Origin of the sequence: Streptomyces iconiensis, assembly GCF_028657195.3 — a bacterium.
In the GTDB taxonomy this organism is placed as follows: Bacteria; Actinomycetota; Actinomycetes; order Streptomycetales; family Streptomycetaceae; genus Streptomyces; species Streptomyces iconiensis.
The window spans coordinates 73,753-91,155 of sequence record NZ_JANCPR020000017.1 but is presented as its reverse complement, the minus strand read 5'-3'; the positions used below and the strand labels follow the sequence as shown (position 1 = coordinate 91,155).

The window sequence follows — 17,403 nt, the reverse complement described above, 5'->3', positions numbered from 1 at the left end:
TGCGGCTGCGCCTCGGGGGGAGAGCGCCGGGGTCAACCATGGTGCGCCTCCACTGCGAAGCCTGCTTTGATCCACTTGCTGGACTCGATGGCGATGCCCAGGGCACGCCGCCCGGGGCCGAACCCGCCGAGGAGCTTCTCCAGTTGCAGGAAGACGAGCGCGTTCCCGTTGTTCCCCGTCTCCGCCACACAGGAGACGGCGTCCCACTCAAGGCCGTGGCTCAGCTCCCTCGTGATCCGCTCGGTCATCCGCCCGCTGAGCTGCGGTGGAAGCAGATGCCCGACGCTTTCGGGCGGCCAGCCGAGCGCGTCGAGGAGTTCGTCGCGCACCTCCAGCGCCATGGCGGGCACACGGTGCTCGATGGCCTTGTAGTCCTCGGTCGCCGCGGGTCTGTACGGGTGCCGGTCGGCGGCCCCGAACCATTCGAGGCGCTGGCCCGGTGGCAGCCCGAGCCCGCTCATGCGGTGCTCGGCCCGGGTGAGTACGGCCCGCGAACCCGCCCTGCCCGTGCCGTGGCTGACGACGGCGGCTCCGGCACCGTCACCGAAGAGCGCATAGTTGACGAGCGCTCCTGGCGGCAGCTCCCTGAAGTCCTGGCACAGATCCAGGTGTTTGCTGCACACGTCGCCTCCGACGACGAGCCCGAGCGGCCTGTCCCCGCCCGCGCCGGTCTCCAGCAGCGCGAGGGCGAGCGCGAACGCCTGGACGGCGCCCGTGCATCCGGACTGGAGCTGGTAGGCGGGCGTGCCGTCGATGCCGAGCCGGTCGGCGAGGAGGGTGGCCGTGGTGGGCATCAGCGCGTCGGGGGTCGCGGTGGCGACGACGATGAAGCCGACGTCACCCGGTTCGGCGCCCGCGTCGGCGAGCGCGCGGTCGGCGGCGTCGGTGCACAGGTCCTCCAGGCTCCAGCGCGCCCGCCCGGTGTCGAGATCGACGGCGAAGTACCGGGTACGGGTGCCGATGAACGTCTCGACCCACTCGGAGGCGATGCCCAGGCGCCGCGAGAGCCGGTCGTTGTCGACGGGTTCGCCCGGCAGCGCCGTGCCGATGCCGGCGAGCTGGACGGCGCCCGCGCCACGCCGGCCGTTGCGTGCCGCGCTGCCCGCCGGGCGGCCGGCGGGGTGCGCCGCCATCACACGGCCGCCGGTGCGAGCAGGCCGCGTACGTACTCCGCGAGGGAGCCGACGCTCACGAGGCTGGAGAGCATTTCGGGCAGGGAGAGTTCCCCGAGTTCGGGGAAGCGGACCTCCAGCCGGTACTTCAGTTCCATGAGCATGACGGAGTCGAATCCCAGGTCGTCGTAGAAGCGCAGTTCGTCGTCCAGCTCACCGGCCTCGTCGCCGACGATGGCGGCGACGACCTCACGGATGTGTTCGGGAACGAGTGCCGGCTGCGTCCCGGTGGCGGCGGCCCCGTCACCGGTAACACCGTCCTGGGCGCTGTGAGCACCGTCCCGGGCGCTGTGAGCACCGTTCCCGTTGGCTGAACTCCCCTGGGATGCTGCCCCGTTGGGCGAGGCGGCCCCGTTGGGACAACCGTTGCCGTCGGGGTGGCTCGCGTGCCCGTTGGCGGTCGGGTCGTAGGGGGTGGAGGGTGCCATGCGCCAGGAGCGCCAGCGGGTGGAGAAGACGTGTGCAGGCAGCCGTACGGTGCGGCGGTCCTCCTCGCCGTACAGGCCGTCCCAGTCGGGGTCGAGCCCTTCGCAGTAGAGGCGGGCAAGTGCCTCGGCCGGCTGCCGCGCGCCGGAGGACGCGTCCTTGCACAGGGGCAGGGCGGGCACCGAGCGGGAGGCGGCGATCCTGCGCAGCAGCCCGGACAGTACGGGCCTGGGCCCGATCTCCACGACATGGGTGGGCGGTTCGGCGCACAGGGAACCGACAGCGGCCTCGAAGAGGACGGTCGCCGGTATCTGGCGGGTCCAGTAGTCGGCGTCCAGCCGCGTTCCCTGCGCCAGGAGTCCGCCCTCGACCGTGGAGTGGAACGGCAGCCGGGGCTCGCGGCCCGTGACGCGGGACGCCGCCCTGGCGAAGCGGTCGAGCATGGGCTCCATCAGCGGTGAGTGGAAGGCGTGCGAGACCTGGAGCGGGGTGCAGCCGAATCCGCCGCGCTCCAGCTCGGCCCGTACCCGCGCCAGCGCCTCCAGCTCTCCTGACAGCACGGTCGCGCCGGGCCCGTTGAGCGCGGCGACGGCGACCAGCGGCTCGCCCTCGACGAGCGCAGCCGCCTCGCGCGCACGCGCGCGGGTGGCGAGCATGCCGCCGCCCTCGGGCAGCGCCTCCATGAACGCGCCGCGCAACGCGACGAGCCGCGCGGCGTCCGCCAGGTCCAGCGCCTCGGCGACCACGGCGGCTGCGAACTCGCCGATGCTGTGCCCGATCACGGCCGAGGGGCGCACGCCCAGGTCCATCAGGGTTCTGGCCAGGGCGTACTCCACCGCGAAGAGTGCGGGCTGTGTGGTGCCCGTGCGGTGCACCCGGTCGCTGCCGCCGAGGATCAGCTCGTGCACGGGATCGACCGTGTACGGCCTGAGCGCGGCTGACGCCTCCTCCAAGTGGCGCCGGTAGAGGGGTGATTGCGCGTACAGGCCCGCCGTCATGCCCGGGTACTGGGCGCCCTGCCCCGTGAACGCGAAGGCCACGGTGGGCTCTTCGACCGCCGCGGGAACATCGCCCTCGACCGCTGCGCCCGCTTCCAGCGCCTCGGCCAGCTCCTCGGGCCCGGTCACCACGGCGGCGAAGCGGCAGGGGTGAGCGGACCGCACCAGGTTGCTCGTACGGCACAGCGCGCCCAGGTCGGCCGACGGCACGCGGGACACGGCCCCGGCCTGGGCACGGAGGTTGTCCCGGAGCGCTTCGGGAGTGGGAGCCGAGAGGGTGAAGACGCCGGCCGCACGCGCCTGCGAGGACACGGGGTGTGGCGTGGACGTGGACACACGCGCGGCCACGGGCATGGACGCGTGTGCGACCACGGGCATGGACGCGTGCGGGGGCCCGGGGGAAGGCGCCGGCGCGGGTGGCGGGCCGAGCACGAGGTGGGCGTTGGTGCCGCCCATGCCGAAGCTGGAGACCCCGGCCCGGCAGTCGGCCCCCTCGGCCGCGAGGTCCAGTGGCGCGGTGCACAGCTCCATGTGCCGCTTGGTGAGGCCGAGTTGGCTGTTCTCCTCGCCCGTTTCCGGCCCCGGGGGCACGGTGCCCTCGCGCAGCGCGAGCACGGTCTTGAGAAGTCCCGCCATCCCGGCGGCGCCCTCGGTGTGCCCGATGACGGCCTTGACGGAGCCGAGCACGAGCGGCTTCTCGCGCGGGCCTTTGCGCTTGCCGAGCGCGTCGTCGAGGGCCAGCACCTCGATCAGGTCGCCGAGCACCGTGCCCGTGCCGTGCGCCTCGACATAGCGGACCTGCCCGGGTGCGACACCAGCGCGCTCGCACGCCGCTGTGATCACCTCGCGCTGCGAGGCGCGGTGCGGGGCCATGATGCCGTTGCTGCGCCCGTCCTGGTTGACGGCGCTGCCGTGGATGACGGCGTGCACGGGGTCGCCGTCGCGTTCGGCGTCGGCGAGGCGGCGCAGCGCGACGACGCCCACGCCCTCGCCGCGGCCGATACCGTCGGCCGCAGCCGCGAAGGGCTTGCACCGCCCGTCGGCCGCCGCGAGCCCTGACTGCTCGTAGATCTGGTCCAGCGCGGTACCGATGAGAACGTTGACGCCACCGGCGAGCGCGAGGTCGCACTCGTCGGTCAGCAGCGCGTTGCAGGCCAGGTGCACGGCGACCAGGGACGAGGAGCACGCGGTGTCCACGGTCATGCTGGGCCCGCGCAGGTCGAGTTGGTAGGCGAGCCGGTTGGCCAGCATGGAGCGTCCGCTCCCGGTGCCGGTGCGTGGCGTGATGCCGGCGGGGTCGGCGAGGGAGAGCCGGGCCCAGTCGTCGGACATGGCGCCGACGTAGGTGCCGGTCCTGCTGCCCGCGAGCCGGCGCGGTGCGGTCCCCGAGTCCTCAACGGCCCGCCACGCGCACTGGAGCAGCAACCGCTGCTGGGGGTCCATGGAGGCGGCGTCGGCCGTGGAGATGCCGAAGAAGTCGTGGTCGAAGGCATCGCAGTCCGCGAGGAAGGCACCGGGCGCCCCGGCCCTGAACCGCGTGGGCGGGGGCTCGCCGACGGCGTGCACGCGGCCGGTGAGCAGCCGCCAGTACGCCGCGGGGTCGGGCGCCGAAGGGAAGGCGCAGTCGAGTCCGACGACGGCGATGTCCCGCGCGCCCTGCGGCAACGGCGGTACGCGCGTGGGCACTTGGGCCTCCTCGCGCTGCTTCCGGGAAGCGCCGGAAGTGCTGGAACCTGGCACGGTCGCTACACCTCCGGTCGCCCGTCGCTCGCGCTGCCGCTGTCGCCCTCGCCCCTGTCCTCGCCCCTGTCCTCGGCCCTGTCCTCAGCTCTTCCCTCGCCGCCGCTCTCTCGGTCACCGCGGTAGTCATCGCGGCCCTCGGACGTGTCCTCGCCGCCGCTCTCCCCGTCGCCGAGCTTGACGTACTCGCGCGCGAGGTAGCGGGCGAGGTCCTCGACGGTGGGGTGGTCCCAGGCGACGGTGGGTTCGAGATACAGCTCGAACTCGTCCTCGATGTCCCCGTAGAGACTCAGCGCGGCAACGGAGTCGAGCCCGTACTCGGCGAACGGAGTACGCGGGTCGATCTCCGCGACGGGGCGCTGAAGGAACTCGCTGAGCCGAGCGGCCAGCCAATCCCGGAACCCGCGTTCGCCGACGTCCTCACGCCCGGCCGCACGCCCGGCCACGCGGTCCACCAGCCCGGTCGCCCGGGGGCCCGGGGGCTGCGCCCCGGTGGATTGCGGCACCATGTGTGCTCCTCAGCAGCTCGTCTACGGGCGTGTACGGTCAGCCTGCGATCGGGGTGTCGTACAGGTCGTAACTGCGGGCCTCGTGGTAGCGCGAGAGCACCTCGTCCAGGAGGCGGTCCTCGCACCCGGCGGGCAGCTTGGGCAGCGGGCGGCCCAGCCGCTTGCCCAGCCGGCTGAGCGCGGCTGCCAGCCATTCGGGCCCGGCGAGGAAGCCCTCGTCGTCCGTCTGGAGCCACACACCCAGGCAGGCAGCCGCCGCCAGCAGCAGCGCGTAACGGTCGGCCACGGCGTAGGCGCGGGGGCTGGCCAGCACCGTTCTGTCCTTGGCGGTCATCGCGGCGCACTCCTCCTGGAGGCTGCGCAGCTCGTCCTCCATCTCGCGCGCGAGCGCACCCAGCGCCTCCCCATACTCGGCGGCCCCGGCGGCCCCGGCGACCCGCGCGCCGCCTTGCCCGCGCCGCGCGCACTCCTCCTCGACGGCTTCGGCTGCGCCGTTGAGCGAGCAGGCCAGCGCGTCGGTTCCGGCGACGAGCGCCAGCCGTGAGGGGTCCAGGGGCGGCAGGCACTCGCGGAGGCGGAAGAGCCCGGCGGGCGCGGGTGCGCCCTTGAACCACGCGGTGCGTGCCAGCCGGGCCAGCTGCGGGATGATCGTCGCCTGGCAGGCCGCCGTCCCCGCGTGCCCGAGGCTGATCATCGGCAGATCGCGTACGTGCTTCTGGAACGCGCCGTACTCCCCACCGCGCACATAGAAGTTGGCGCCCAGCACGATGGACAGGTCGTAGGTGGTCTCGGTGAGCAGCTTGGGCAGCAGGTACTTGACGGCGGCGGCGTAGACGCTGGTCTCGCCGGGCAGCAGATGCACGGCCCGGGTCGCGGCCAGCGCGAGGCAGTCGCAGACCAGCAGATCGGTGAAGGCCCCGGCGAGGGTGGCGCGTGCGTGCGGGATCTCCAGTACGGAACGGTTGTAGAGCTGCCGGTCCAGCGCGAAGCTGACGGCGGTGCGCAGCGCCGTGTCGCCGCCGCCGAGGATCATCGAGGGCAGCACGCTGCGGGTGATCTGGAAGGACCGCAGGGCGAGTTCGACGCCGTCGCCCAGCTCGCCGACGAGCGCTTCGGGCCCCACGGGGCAGTCGGTGAACTCGATGCCCGCGTTCTGGCAGCCGCGTACGCCGACGGTGGCGTAGCGCGGCAGATAGCGCATGTACCCGTCACCGGCGGGCAGCCGGTCCTTCTCGATGAGCAGCACGGAGTGGCTGCGGCTGCCCGCTGCCTCGTCGGTGCGGCTGAACAGGACGAGTGCCTCCGCGCGTACGACGTTGTTGATGACGTGCTTGGCCCCGTCGAGGACGAAGCCCTCGGGGGTGGGCTTCGCGCGGAACTCGTTGCGCACGAAGTCGTTGCCGTGCGCCAGCTCGTGGTAGGCGATGGCCAGCCTGCCGCCGTTCAGGAGGAGTTCGGCCACCCGCCGCCGCTGGTCCTCGGTGCCCGCCGCCCATACGGCGATGGCGGCGAGGAAGGTGGTGGCGCCGTAGCCGAGGCCGAGGCTGGCGTCGCGCCGGAAGACGGTACGCAGGACCCTGCCCATGGTGTCGATACGGTCGAGCCTGCCGCCCCACTCGCGGGGCACGAACTCGGCGTTGAGGCCGAAGTCGGTCAGCTCCTCCTCGGCGAGCGCGAGCAGTTCGCCGCGCTCGTCGGCCTCCAGCAGCGCGGTGAGCCCGAGCGGGTTGTCCGGCTCTGACGGGTCACCGAACCGGCGTTCCAGGTCGGCGACCCTGTGCTGGACACGGGTCTCTTCCTCGGTCGGTGTCAGCATGGCGGCCCCTCCGCTATTCGGCACGGGAGCAGGGAGAACAGCTCTCCCGCCTCGTACTGTCCGGCCATCCCTGCCAACAGCCGCTCGTACAACGGCTCCCGTGCCTCCTCCTCGGCCTCTCTGGTGCTCCGGGACCGGGGCAGCGGTCCCGTGCACCCGGGGACAGCTTCCTCCAGGCGGCTCAAGAGCCGGTCCAGTACGCCTTCCAGCCAGCACTGGCGCGTGCCGGCCCCCGGCGCCGCGGCCCCCCGTGTCGCGGACCCGGGAGCGCCGGACTCCGGAGCGCCGGGCGAGAGGAACCCGTTGTGCCGCCACAGCCCCAGCGCGCAGGCGGCGGCGAAGCAGACGCTGTAGCCGCGTGCCAGGTCGAAGCTCTCCACGGGTGCCCCGCCGGGGACGAGCCGGGCAGCGCCCATCCGGGCATGCAGTTCGGCGGCGGCGCCCACCAGGCGCAGCGCCAGCCGCGCCGCCCTGGTCAGCGAGGGGTCACGCCCGGCCGCCGCTGCCAGCGCCTCGGCCGAAGCCGGCAGGGACCCCATCAGGGTGCTGCCGCGCCGCACGAGCAGGCTCAGGCGTTCGGGCCGCAGCTCGGGCAGCGGGTGGCCGAGGGAGAAGGTCGCCGTGCGCTCCACGCTCCCTGTCCAGTCCCGCGGGTGGTTGCGGGCGAGGGTACGGAACTGCGCGGTGAGCGCGTACAGGTTGACCATCGTGTTGCCGTCGAAGATGCCGACGATCCTGTGGTCGCGCTCCAGCTTCTGGAAGCGGCCGTGCGCGTAGTGGTCGGCGAGGAAGGAGCGTGCGCCCAGCACGCCCCGCAGCCGTGCGACGAGGTCGTCGACGACCGTGGGCACCAGGTACTTGGCGACGGCCGAGGTGACGCTCAGCTCGCCCGGCAGCGTGTGGATGCTGCGCGCGGCCACGGTGCTCAGCGCCTCGGTGGCGAGCAGATCGGCGTAGCTCTCGGCGAGGGTGCGCCGCGCCATGGGCAGGTCCAGCAGGCGGCGCCCGTACAGCTCGCGCCCGGCGGCGAAGCCGTACGCGAGGCGCAGCCCGTGGTCGGCGGCGCCGAGGGAGAGCGCGGTGCACAGGGAGCGGGTGATCTGGAGGGACTTGAGAACGGTCTCGGGCCCCTCGCCCTCGCGTCCCACGAGGCACTCGCGGCCGACCGGGGCGCCGTCGAAGGCGATACCGCTGATGTCGGCGCCGCGTATGCCCAGGGTGCGCACCTTGGGCAGGGTGCGGTAGGTGCCGGCCGGCAGCTCGTTCTTGTCCACCAGGAGCAGGCTGAAGCCGCGCGGCCCGCCCTCGGCCCTGGTCCGGGCCAGCAGACACACCAGGCGGCCCCGGGTGGCGTTGTTGATGAGCCACTTCTCGCCGGTGATGCGGTACCCGCGCGCAGTGCGGTCGGCGACGACCTCGCCCGCCATCAGGTCGCTGCCGTGCGTGCGTTCGGTGAGCCCGAGCGAGACGGGCTCTCCCGCGCGGACGAGTTCGGCCAGCCGCGCCGCACCCGCGCGGTCCTCGGCGACCCAGATGCACACCGCGCCCAGGAACGTCTTGCCGTGGCCGATGGCGGTGGTCAGATCGCGCCGGGCCAGGGTGCGGACGATCTCCAGGAGCTGCGGCAGCCCGGTGAGCGCGCCGCCGTACTGCGCCGGCACGTAGAAGTGCTGGACACCGAGCCTGTCGAGCGCGGCGCAGGCCCCGGCGGGGAACTCCTCGCCGGTGTCCTCGCGCGCCGCCGTGGCGTAACTGAGCGGGCCGCTGCCGTCGGTGGGGTCACCGAGCCGCGCGTCCAGGCGCTGCGCGAGGGGCCAGCGGTCGGCGGCCGGGTCCTCCGGCCCGTCGGCTGCCAGCCGTTCGCTCAGTACGGTCATCGCGCCCGCTCCGCCACCAGCTCGCGTACCTCGGGTGCGACGACCTCGTGGAGCGGCTGGATCTGCCCGTCCAGGAACATCCGCCGCATGGCGCCGCGCTGGAGCTTGCCGCTGGTGGTCCTGCGTACGGTTCCCGGCCGTACGAGGAGCACGTTCTCGGACGCCACCTCGAACTCCTTGGCCACGCACTTCTGCACGGCGGCTGCCAGGGAAGCCAGTTCGGCGTCGAAGTCGCGGCTGGTGCGCACCTCCTGGACGACGACCACGTGGTCACGGTCGGACTCGACGGCAAAGGCAGCGCTGGAGCCGAAGAGCGCGCTCACCCGCTGGACGCTGCGCTCGATGTCCTGCGGGTAGAGGTTGCGCCCCGCCACGATCATGATGTCCTTGAGCCGCCCCGTCACGAACAGTTCGCCGCCGTCGAGCACGCCGAGATCGCCGGTGCGCAGGAAGCCCCCGGTGCCGTCGCTGGTCGCCGCGCGGAAGGCGTGGGCGTTCTCCAGCGGCCTGTTCCAGTAGCCGTGCGCGACGCTCTCGCCCCGTATCCACACCTCACCCACCCGCCCGTCGGGCAGCTGCGCATGGCTCTCGGGGTCCACCACGCGTACGTCGCAGCCGTGCGGGATGCCCGAACTGACCAGCGTGCGCGCCGACTTGCCCGCCCGTGCCCCGCGCATCCGGTGGTGTTCGAGATGCGCGGCGTCCACGGCCCGTTCCCTGGCCGGCTGCCCGGGAACACCGCCGGTCACGAGGAGGGTGGCCTCGGCGAGCCCGTAACAGGGGTAGAACGCCGTGCGCCGGAACCCCGTGGAGGCGAACCTGCCGGCGAACGCGTCCATGGTCTCGGCCCGTACCGGCTCGGCGCCGTTGACGGCCGTCTCCCAGCGGGACAGGTCCAGCGCGCCGATCTGCTCGTCCTTGACGCGGCGCACGCACAGGTCGTAGCCGAGGTTGGGCCCGCCGCCCGTGGTGATGCCGAACTCGTCGATCATGCGCAGCCAGCGCACGGGCCGCTTCACGAAGGTGATGGGCGGCATCAGCACGCCCCTGCTGCCCAGCCACAGCGGGTGGAGCAGATGCCCGACGAGCCCCATGTCGTGGTGGAAGGGCAGCCAGCCGCCGACGACGGAGTCCCGCGTGGTGCGCATGGCCTGGTGGATGGCCTCCTGGTTGGCGAGCATGTTGCGGTGCGTGACCATCACGCCCTTGGGTTCGCTCACCGAGCCGGAGGTGTACTGAAGGTAGGCGACATCGTCCGCGAACAGCCCCGGCTCGCTCCATGCCCCGCCCCCGCCGGGCTGGGCACGGTCGGTCGCCAGACAGACGACCTCCGGGTGCCCGATGTTGGCGAGAAGCTGGGAGACGGACGAGGCGTTCGCCGAGTCGGTCATCAGATAGCTGATGGCGGCGTCCCTGACGATGTTCGCCACGCGCTCCACGTTCTGCCGCGCCCCGCTGGGAGGCGGCGCGGGAACGGCGACGGCGCCCGCGAGGAGGCAGCCGAGGAAGCTGCTGACGAACTGCTTCCCGTCGGTGTGCAGGATGAGGACGCGCTGCCCGTGGCAGCCGCGTTCCTGGAGCCAGGAGGCCAGACCGAACGCCCGCCTTCGCAGCTCTCCGTAGGTGAGGGTGTCCGCTTCGAGCTTGTCGTCGCGGTCCGCCGTGACGAACGCGTACGCCTCGTCCTCGGAGTGCTCCTCCATTCTGCGCACCGCGAGTTCGGTGAAGTTCCCGGGCACCGTCATCTTCGCCCCCATAACCCCGTTGGCCGCCCGCCCCAGGGACGGGCGCCTCTCCAGACGACCTCCAACCCGTCATCTCTGGCCAGAGCTTGGCCCCGACCTCTCAAATCCCCCTCTATTCCACGTGGACTTTGTTGAACACCGGAACTGTTCGCTGGTCATGCGCGCCCCCGGTCCGCGCCTCCGCCCCGCCGGGCTCCTCCGGCGCTTCCCTGCTCTGCCTGCGGAGCTCCTCGTGCACCCACGTGTGGGGCACATGGACCCACAGGCTTCCGTACATCACCAGCGCCCTGCCCACGGCGATCAGCGCTCTCCGTGCGAACTGCATCGCGTCCTCCGCTCCCCGGTCCCCGCTCCTCGGTTCCCGTTACCGGAGCATGGGCGGCGACGCTCAACTGCGGCTTAAGAGGCCGCCTTCACATGGTGAGGCGCCCGCCGCCCAGGCCGAGGGCCGCGTCGATGAGGGGGACGTGGCTGAACGCCTGGGGAAAGTTGCCGACCTGGCGCAGGCGCACCGTGTCCCACTCCTCGGCGAGCAGGCCGAGGTCGTTGCGGAGCGCCAGAAGGCGTTCGAAGAGCGCGCGCCCCTCGGCCGGCCGGCCGATGAGGGCGAGGTCGTGGGCGAGCCAGAAGGAGCAGGCGAGGAAGACGCCCTCGCCGCCGGGCAGCCCGTCCCCCGCGTCGCCGGCCGCACCGCCCGCACCGCCCGCACCGCCCGCACCGCCCGCACCGCCCGCACCGCCCGCAACGGGGTAGCGCCGCACGAAGCCGTCCTCGCACAGCTCGCGCTGTACGGCCTCGACGGTGCCGACGACGCGCGGGTCACCCGGCGGCAGGAAGCCGACCTGCGGGATGAGCAGCAGTGAGGCGTCCAGCTCGCGGGAACCGTAGGACTGGGTGAAGGTGTTGCGGTCCGCGTCGTACCCCTTGGCGCACACCTCCCTGTGCACCTCGTCGCGCAGGGCACGCCACCGGGCGACGGGGCCTTCCAGGCCGAGCCGGGAGAGGCGGCGTACGGTGCGGTCGGCCGCGACCCATGTCATGACCTTGGAGTGGGTGAAGTGGCGGCGGGGGCCGCGTACTTCCCAGATCCCCTCGTCCGGCTCGCGCCAGTTGGACTCCAGGTAGTTCATGAGCTTCATCTGGAGGATGTGGGTGCTGTCGTCGCGCGAGAGCCCGGAGGTCTGGCCGAGGTAGAGCGCGTCGACGACCTCCCCGTACACGTCGAGCTGGAGCTGGGCAGCGGCGCCGTTGCCGATGCGTACGGGCCCTGAGCCCTCGTAGCCGGGCAGCCAGGGCAACTCCGCCTCGGACAGCTCGCGTTCACCCGCGACCCCGTACATGATCTGGAGGTTCTGCGCATCGCCGGCGACGGCGCGCAGCAGCCACTCGCGCCACCGGCGTGCCTCCTCGCGGTAGCCGGTGCGCAGCAGCGCGGTCAGGGTCATCGCCGCGTCGCGCAGCCAGGTGTAGCGGTAGTCCCAGTTGCGTACGCCGCCGATCTCCTCGGGCAGCGAGGTGGTGGGCGCTGCGACGATGCCGCCGGTGGGCGCGTAGGTGAGGGCCTTGAGCGTGATCAGGGAGCGGACGACGGCCTCGCGCCAGGGCCCTTCGTAGCTGCACTGGTCGGTCCACGCCGCCCAGAACCGCTCGGTGCCGCGCAGCAGTTCGCGTGCCTCGGGCCGGGGCGGCGCCGAAAGGTGCGAGGGCCGCCAGCTGAGGGTGAGGGTGACGCGCTGGCCGGCTGCGACGGTGAAGTCGGCGTGTGTGGTCAGGTCGCTGCCGTACGTGGGCACGTCGGTGTCCAGCCACAGCGAGTCGGGCCCGGCGACGGCGACGGTACGGTCGGGCAGCCCGGCCGCGCTCTCTCGCTGCACCCACGGGACGATACGGCCGTAGCTGAACCGCATCCGCAGCGCCGAACTGATCCGCACCCGCCCGCTGACGCCCTCGACGATCCGCACCAGGCAGGGCGCCGCGTCCTCGCGCGGCGGCATGAAGTCGGTGAAGCGCACGGTCCCCTCCGGGGTGTCCCACTCGGATTCCAGGACGAGCGATTCACCTCGGTAGCGCCGCCGGGTGGCGCAGCCCCCTTGCGCGTGCGCGGGTGCGACCCGCCAGAACCCGTGTTCGTCGGTGCCCAGGAGGCCCGCGAAGACGGCGGGCGAGTCGAACCGGGGCAGGCACAGCCAGTCGACCGACCCGTTCCTGGAGACCAGGGCCGCCGTCTGCATGTCCCCGATCAGCGCGTAGTCCTCGATCAGCGTCGCCACCCAGACTCCCCGGCTCCCCGGCCTCCCGGCCACCCGTAAGCACAGCCACGGCTGCCCCCAGCCAAAGCGCAAGCCATGGAGAACCACTCAAGAGCCACTGGCCCGGCCGCTGAATCGTGACAACCTGCCCTGTGCACCGACTCCGCCGGTCTCCTCATCGCCTCTCACCTACAGTGCGGAGGCAGCAGTTGATGGATTCCCGCGGACATGGTGGAAATGAGGTCGGCAATTCCGATGCGCGCAGCCGTCGAGCGTCCTGACATGTCGGAAGGCGCACGCTCGGCCGCCTACAGCGCTGTCTCGGCATCTCTCGCCCCGCGAAGCGACCGCCGGCTGAGCGAACTGCTGGACACCGCCGTACCGCTTGGCTCCGGCATCGGCGGTTGGTCCGGGCTGCTGGAGATCGGTGGGAGGCCGGTCTTCGTGAAGCGGGTACCGCTCACGGACAGGGAGCTGCTGCCCGAGCATGTACGGTCCACGGCCAACCTGTTCGGGCTTCCCACCTTCTGCCAGTACGGCGTCGGCAGTCCTGGCTTCGGGGCGTGGCGGGAGCTGGCCGTTCACACCATGACGACGAACTGGGTGCGCGGAGGCCAGTACCAAGGGTTTCCGATGATGTACCACTGGCGCGTACTGCCAGGCGCAGCCGCGCTTCCCGGGGAACTCGCTGACGTGGAGCGGGCCGTGGCCTATTGGGGAGGCGGGCCGGAGATACGCCGCCGCGTCGAGGCGCTTCACCAGTCCTCCGCGAGCCTCACCCTGTTCCTGGAGTACGTGCCCCAGACGCTCCACGAGTGGCTGACCGAGCAGGTACAGGCCGACGAGGAGACCGCCGACCGGGCGTTTTCCCTGGTGGAAGCCGAACTGGAGGCCGGCACATCCTTCATGAACGCGCGCGGGCTCCTCCACTTCGACGCCCACTTCCAGAACATCCTGACCGACGGCCGACGCCTTTACTTCGCCGACTACGGCCTCGCCCTCTCCTCCACATTCGATCTGTCACCGTGCGAGAGCGACTTCTTCGCACGACACCGCACCTACGATCGCTGCTACACCCGCAGCTGGCTGGTGAACTGGCTGCTCACGGCCCTGTACGGCTACGAGCGGGAGAAACGCTCCGCACTCCTTCACGCATACGCGGAAGGCCGGCCCCCACCGAACGGACCGCGACGGGCCAGGGCGCTCCTCTCCCGCCACGCACCGCTCGCCGCACTGCTGACGGACTTCTACCTCAAGATCCAGGACGAGAGCAGAGAGACCCCCTACCCCTCGAAGGCGCTCAGCCGGGCCCTCGAAGCGGACAGGTCCCGGCACGGCTGAGCGGACGCTCAACTCCTGCGCAGGCGCGGAAAAGAGGGCACGGCGGCGAGGAAGAAGAGGGTGGTGAGGATGTAGGGCCAGGTGAGGGTGTGGCCGCCGAAGGGGGCGAAGAACGAGGTGACGGCGACGGTCAGCACCGTGGAGGCGGCGGCGCCGACGGCCGCGTAGCCCAGGCTCCACGCGCCGCGGTCGAGGAAGACGGCGCCGAGCGCCATGGCGACGAGGACCGCGTTGTAGCCGAGCAGTCCCTCGGTGACGCCGGACGCGGGCGCCCCCAGCGCCCAGGCGGTGACGATGCCGACGACGCTGCCCAGGCAGGCGGTGAGCCCGGCGACCAGGTCGGCCACGAAGATCCCGAGGAGGAAGAGCAGCCCCACGTACCACTGCGGCATCAGGAAGATCTGCCCGACGTTGGCGAAGAACGCGTGGCCGATGCCGTCCCAGTCCAGCGCCGGGCTGCCGGCCGCCGAGCGGGGCAGCGCCGAGAGCGCCGAGCCCTCGTGCCACACGCGCGGGAAGCCGGGAGCCGCGATGGTCATCACGCTGGCGATGAGGCAGAACGGGAGCGTGAACGTGGGCATGGACCACGGCCTGAGCAGATTGACGAGCGCGCCGGTGACCACGGCGGAGACGAGCGCGCCGCCGAGCGCGAGTGCCCAGGTGGAGGCGTGTCCCGGCCCGAGGAAGACGGCGAAGGCGACGGCGACGAGGCAGCCGTTGAACCCCTCAAGTCCCGCGCCTATGCGCTCCTTGTCGACACCGAGCCCGTAGGCGGCTGCGGTTCCCGCGACGGTGCCGAGCAGCCCGTAGAGGCCGTACTGCCAGCCGGCGGCGAACAGGGCGGCGAAGAAGAAGACTCCGCATGCGGCGTTCGGCATGAAGTCCACCTGCGCGATACCGCGCAGCACCTCGTACCCGAACCGGAACGGCTGGCGCCGCGCCACGGCAGGCTCCGGCAGGTCCCATGACACGACTCGACTCATGGATGTAACGTACATGTTTCCCCTGGTCCGACAGCGTGCGGGGATCGCGTTCCGTGGCGGATGGCGAGAGCCGGCGTGTGGCCGTGTGGCCGTGTTCCGCAGCCCGTGGCCCGCACCGCGCGCCGTGGGTCAGCCGTTCAGCGCGCTCATCCCGGGCGCTGCCAGCGCGGCGGCCCTGTCCCGTGCGGTTGCCGCGAGGGCGGCCTGGCCCAGTTCGTCCGCCAGCCGTGCCTGGCCCAGCCAGTTGTACGGGCTGCTCGGGCGCAGGTTCAGCCGCTCGCTCAGCAGGGTGCGTGCCAGCTCGTACCGTCCCGCTCGCAGCGCCGCCTCGATGAGCGTGCGCTGTACGGCGTCGCGCTGCGCGTGCGAGCCTCCGAAGGTCTGGAGTCGGTTCCGCTGGGGCGCCAGCAGGTCGACGGTGTGCCCGTACCGCTCCTGCGCGAAGGCGATCAGCGCCCTGCACACGGGCAGCCCCACCTGCGCGGTCATCGTGTGGTTGGTCACGCCGGGGTGGGGCCTGGCCGCCCACTCGGCGCGGTCGGCGACCAGCGCCTCTGCCTCGCGCATGCGGCCGGCGCCGAGGTAGGCCATGACGGCATGGGTGTCGTTGAACGCGTAGTGCGGCCCGTCGTCGCGCGCGGCCCACGCATCGGCGAGCGCCTCCCAGCGCCCTCCGACCGCTCCGGCCGTCGTCGGCCCGTCCAGCAGCAGCCTCCACAACAGGGCCGAGGCGTCCAGGAGTTCCAGCGCCAGGCCCTCGGACCCCGCGTGGTGCAGCGTGGCGTCGTAGATCTGGAGCGCGCGCCCCGTGTCCCCCGCCTCCAGCGCGTAGAGGGCGTAGTGCCACCAGTTGTGCACGGCCATCATGTTGCCCGCGCCCCAGTGCTCGCGCCGCGCGTCGAGATAGCCGATGCCCTCGGCGAACCTGCCCTGCATCTCCAGCGCGTGCACGACCGCGTGGATGCCCCACACATCACGCGCGTTACGGGCAACGGCGGCGAGGCCCACCTGCTCGGCGCGCGCGTAGTGCCCCGACTCCTCCAGGCCGAAGGCGAACATGCCCAGCAGCGGCCCGTAGTGCGGGTCGTCCTCGTCCCAGGCCGACAGAGCGCCGGCGATACGGTCGCGCAGTGAGGCAGCGTTCCCCGTGAAGAAGTCGATCTGGTGGCCTACTGCCAGCGCCAGTGCGTCGCGGGGCCAGGAGACGGACAGTTCGCGCAGCAGCGTCCCGGCACGCTCGATGTCTCCCGCGAGCCAGACGGAGGCCGCCTGGAGGTGGGCCCGCTCGCGTGCGGTGAACCCGCTCTGGTCCACGCTCTCCCGGAAGCGCGCGAACCTCTCACGCGCGACGGCGGCCTGGTCGGCCTCCGTGCCCAGCAGACCGAGATAGGCGGCGAACGCGTGCGCCAGCGGAGCACGGGGAGCCGCCTCCCGCATGGCCTCGACCGCGTCGGCCACATCGCCCCTGAAGAACAGCAGGGAGTCCACCGCGTGTGCGTAGTGCTCGCCAGCCTCGGTGTCAGCGCCCCCGCCGGTCGTCTCCAGACCGTGCCTGTCCCTGCCCGCCGCGCCCGCCGCGTTCACGTCCTTCACGACCACTGGCCCTCCTCCCGCCACCGCCCTCGGAGGTCTTCCCACGCCGCTGCGCGCGCATGTGCCGACCTTCCTCATGCTGCCCGGCTGAGTGAGTGTCCTGCCAGTGGCCCGGACGGGTGAGCCCGCCGGAAGCCACCGGCAGGGAGGTGCCCAAGTCGCCCTGGGCTGCGTTCAGTTGGGGCTGGGCCAGAAAGAGGCAGTCGGTGAGGTCGGCCCCGCGCAGATCGGCGTCCCGCAGGTCGGCGCCCAACAGGTCGGCGCTGCGCAGATCGGCTCCGCGCAGATCGGTGGCGATCAGCAGCGCACCCCGCAGGTTCGCGCCCCGCAGCGAGGCGCCCCGCATCCGCTTCCCGGCGAGATCGGCCCCGCGCAGCTCCCGCCCCCCGAGCCCCGCACGTGCCCGCTCACTGACCCGCCCCAGCACCTCGCCGACCCGCGCACGCCACGCGTTCACCTCGGTCGCGACCAGCTCGTCCGCGCTGCCGCCCACCAACTGGTCGATCTCGTCCCGCAACCCGGACGCCTCGCGGGACAGGGCGCCGGGCTCGCCTCGCGGTTCCGGCGACTCGCCGCGCGGTTCCGGCGACTCGCCGCGCGGCGCCGTGGGCTCCTCGCACCTGGCGGCCTCGGTGAGGTACCACAGCAGCTCGTGGAGCTGCCGCGTCACCCGGAACACCTCGAACATCCGTGGTCCAGGGGTGAGATCGGCACGCTGCGACACGCGCTGCCCCGCGCCGTAGCAGTCGTAGACGGAGCAGCCGGAGAACCCGCTCTCCCTGAGCCTCGCGTGGATGCCGCACCGGTTGTCAGCGGTCAGATTGCCGCACGGCGTGCCCGCCGCCTTGTTCACGGCGAAGTCCGCCGAGGCGGTGAAGGGCAGTGCCACACAGCACAGCCCCGCACACCGCTCACAGTCGCCCGCCAACCGCTCCACACTCTCGCTCACCCCAC

Annotated in this window: 12 protein-coding genes; 1 reads left to right on the top strand and 11 read right to left on the bottom strand. The window is 72.3% G+C overall.

The window, feature by feature from the left end; genetic code table 11:
- Window positions 1-32: 32 nt before the first annotated feature.
- The 8 genes from NMN56_RS18525 to NMN56_RS18490 all read right to left on the bottom strand — a co-directional run bounded on the left by NMN56_RS18525 (window position 33) and on the right by NMN56_RS18490 (window position 12,553).
- Complete coding sequence (locus NMN56_RS18525) at window positions 33-1,133, bottom strand: 3-oxoacyl-ACP synthase III family protein (RefSeq protein WP_274041674.1); 1,101 nt, start codon at window positions 1,131-1,133, stop codon at window positions 33-35.
- On the bottom strand, window positions 1,133-4,336 hold the full coding sequence (locus NMN56_RS18520; protein WP_280842712.1) for a type I polyketide synthase: 3,204 nt from the start codon (window positions 4,334-4,336) through the stop codon (window positions 1,133-1,135). Before NMN56_RS18520 ends, NMN56_RS18525 begins: the two co-directional genes overlap by 1 nt.
- Before the next feature lie 5 nt (window positions 4,337-4,341).
- Window positions 4,342-4,845 carry an acyl carrier protein gene (locus tag NMN56_RS43025; protein ID WP_347178615.1) on the bottom strand — a complete coding sequence of 168 codons (504 nt, stop codon included), beginning with the start codon at window positions 4,843-4,845 and terminating at the stop codon, window positions 4,342-4,344.
- A gap of 37 nt (window positions 4,846-4,882) precedes the next feature.
- A complete protein-coding gene (locus tag NMN56_RS18510; protein ID WP_274041676.1) occupies window positions 4,883-6,661 on the bottom strand; it encodes an acyl-CoA dehydrogenase family protein in 1,779 nt (592 codons plus the stop codon).
- Entirely contained in the window at window positions 6,655-8,538 is a 1,884-nt protein-coding gene (locus tag NMN56_RS18505) for an acyl-CoA dehydrogenase family protein (RefSeq protein ID WP_274041678.1), read from the bottom strand. The genes NMN56_RS18510 and NMN56_RS18505 overlap by 7 nt, the downstream gene beginning before the upstream one ends.
- Window positions 8,535-10,283 (bottom strand): fatty acyl-AMP ligase, encoded by a 1,749-nt coding sequence (locus NMN56_RS18500; protein ID WP_274041679.1) that lies wholly within the window; start codon window positions 10,281-10,283, stop codon window positions 8,535-8,537. The genes NMN56_RS18505 and NMN56_RS18500 overlap by 4 nt, the downstream gene beginning before the upstream one ends.
- 112 nt (window positions 10,284-10,395) lie before the next feature.
- Window positions 10,396-10,608, bottom strand: a complete 213-nt coding sequence (locus tag NMN56_RS18495) for a hypothetical protein (RefSeq protein ID WP_274041680.1) — start codon at window positions 10,606-10,608, stop codon at window positions 10,396-10,398.
- 88 nt (window positions 10,609-10,696) lie between these two features.
- The gene (locus NMN56_RS18490; protein WP_274041681.1) at window positions 10,697-12,553 is read right to left on the bottom strand and encodes a glycoside hydrolase family 15 protein; all 1,857 of its coding nucleotides are present in this window, start codon (window positions 12,551-12,553) and stop codon (window positions 10,697-10,699) included.
- Window positions 12,554-12,814: 261 nt separating this feature from the next.
- Between NMN56_RS18490 and NMN56_RS18485 the strand changes: the two genes are divergently transcribed.
- Entirely contained in the window at window positions 12,815-13,873 is a 1,059-nt protein-coding gene (locus tag NMN56_RS18485) for a serine/threonine-protein kinase (protein WP_274041682.1), read from the top strand.
- Window positions 13,874-13,881: 8 nt separating this feature from the next.
- Here NMN56_RS18485 and NMN56_RS18480 read toward each other — a convergent pair whose 3' ends face one another.
- The 3 genes from NMN56_RS18480 to NMN56_RS18470 all read right to left on the bottom strand — a co-directional run bounded on the left by NMN56_RS18480 (window position 13,882) and on the right by NMN56_RS18470 (window position 17,398).
- Window positions 13,882-14,856, bottom strand: a complete 975-nt coding sequence (locus tag NMN56_RS18480; protein ID WP_274041683.1) for an urea transporter — start codon at window positions 14,854-14,856, stop codon at window positions 13,882-13,884.
- 129 nt (window positions 14,857-14,985) lie between these two features.
- The gene (locus tag NMN56_RS18475; protein WP_274041684.1) at window positions 14,986-16,449 is read right to left on the bottom strand and encodes a tetratricopeptide repeat protein; all 1,464 of its coding nucleotides are present in this window, start codon (window positions 16,447-16,449) and stop codon (window positions 14,986-14,988) included.
- A complete protein-coding gene (locus tag NMN56_RS18470) occupies window positions 16,376-17,398 on the bottom strand; it encodes a pentapeptide repeat-containing protein (protein WP_347178614.1) in 1,023 nt (340 codons plus the stop codon). Before NMN56_RS18470 ends, NMN56_RS18475 begins: the two co-directional genes overlap by 74 nt.
- Window positions 17,399-17,403: the final 5 nt, after the last annotated feature.

Coding starts and splice junctions, on each gene's coding strand:
- NMN56_RS18525 (WP_274041674.1), bottom strand. CDS start 1,133: ATGGCGGCGCACCCCGCCGGCCGCCCGGCGGGCAGCGCGGCACGCAAC.
- NMN56_RS43025 (WP_347178615.1), bottom strand. CDS start 4,845: ATGGTGCCGCAATCCACCGGGGCGCAGCCCCCGGGCCCCCGGGCGACC.
- NMN56_RS18510 (WP_274041676.1), bottom strand. CDS start 6,661: ATGCTGACACCGACCGAGGAAGAGACCCGTGTCCAGCACAGGGTCGCC.
- NMN56_RS18505 (WP_274041678.1), bottom strand. CDS start 8,538: ATGACCGTACTGAGCGAACGGCTGGCAGCCGACGGGCCGGAGGACCCG.
- NMN56_RS18500 (WP_274041679.1), bottom strand. CDS start 10,283: ATGACGGTGCCCGGGAACTTCACCGAACTCGCGGTGCGCAGAATGGAG.
- NMN56_RS18495 (WP_274041680.1), bottom strand. CDS start 10,608: ATGCAGTTCGCACGGAGAGCGCTGATCGCCGTGGGCAGGGCGCTGGTG.
- NMN56_RS18485 (WP_274041682.1), top strand. CDS start 12,815: ATGTCGGAAGGCGCACGCTCGGCCGCCTACAGCGCTGTCTCGGCATCT.
- NMN56_RS18480 (WP_274041683.1), bottom strand. CDS start 14,856: ATGAGTCGAGTCGTGTCATGGGACCTGCCGGAGCCTGCCGTGGCGCGG.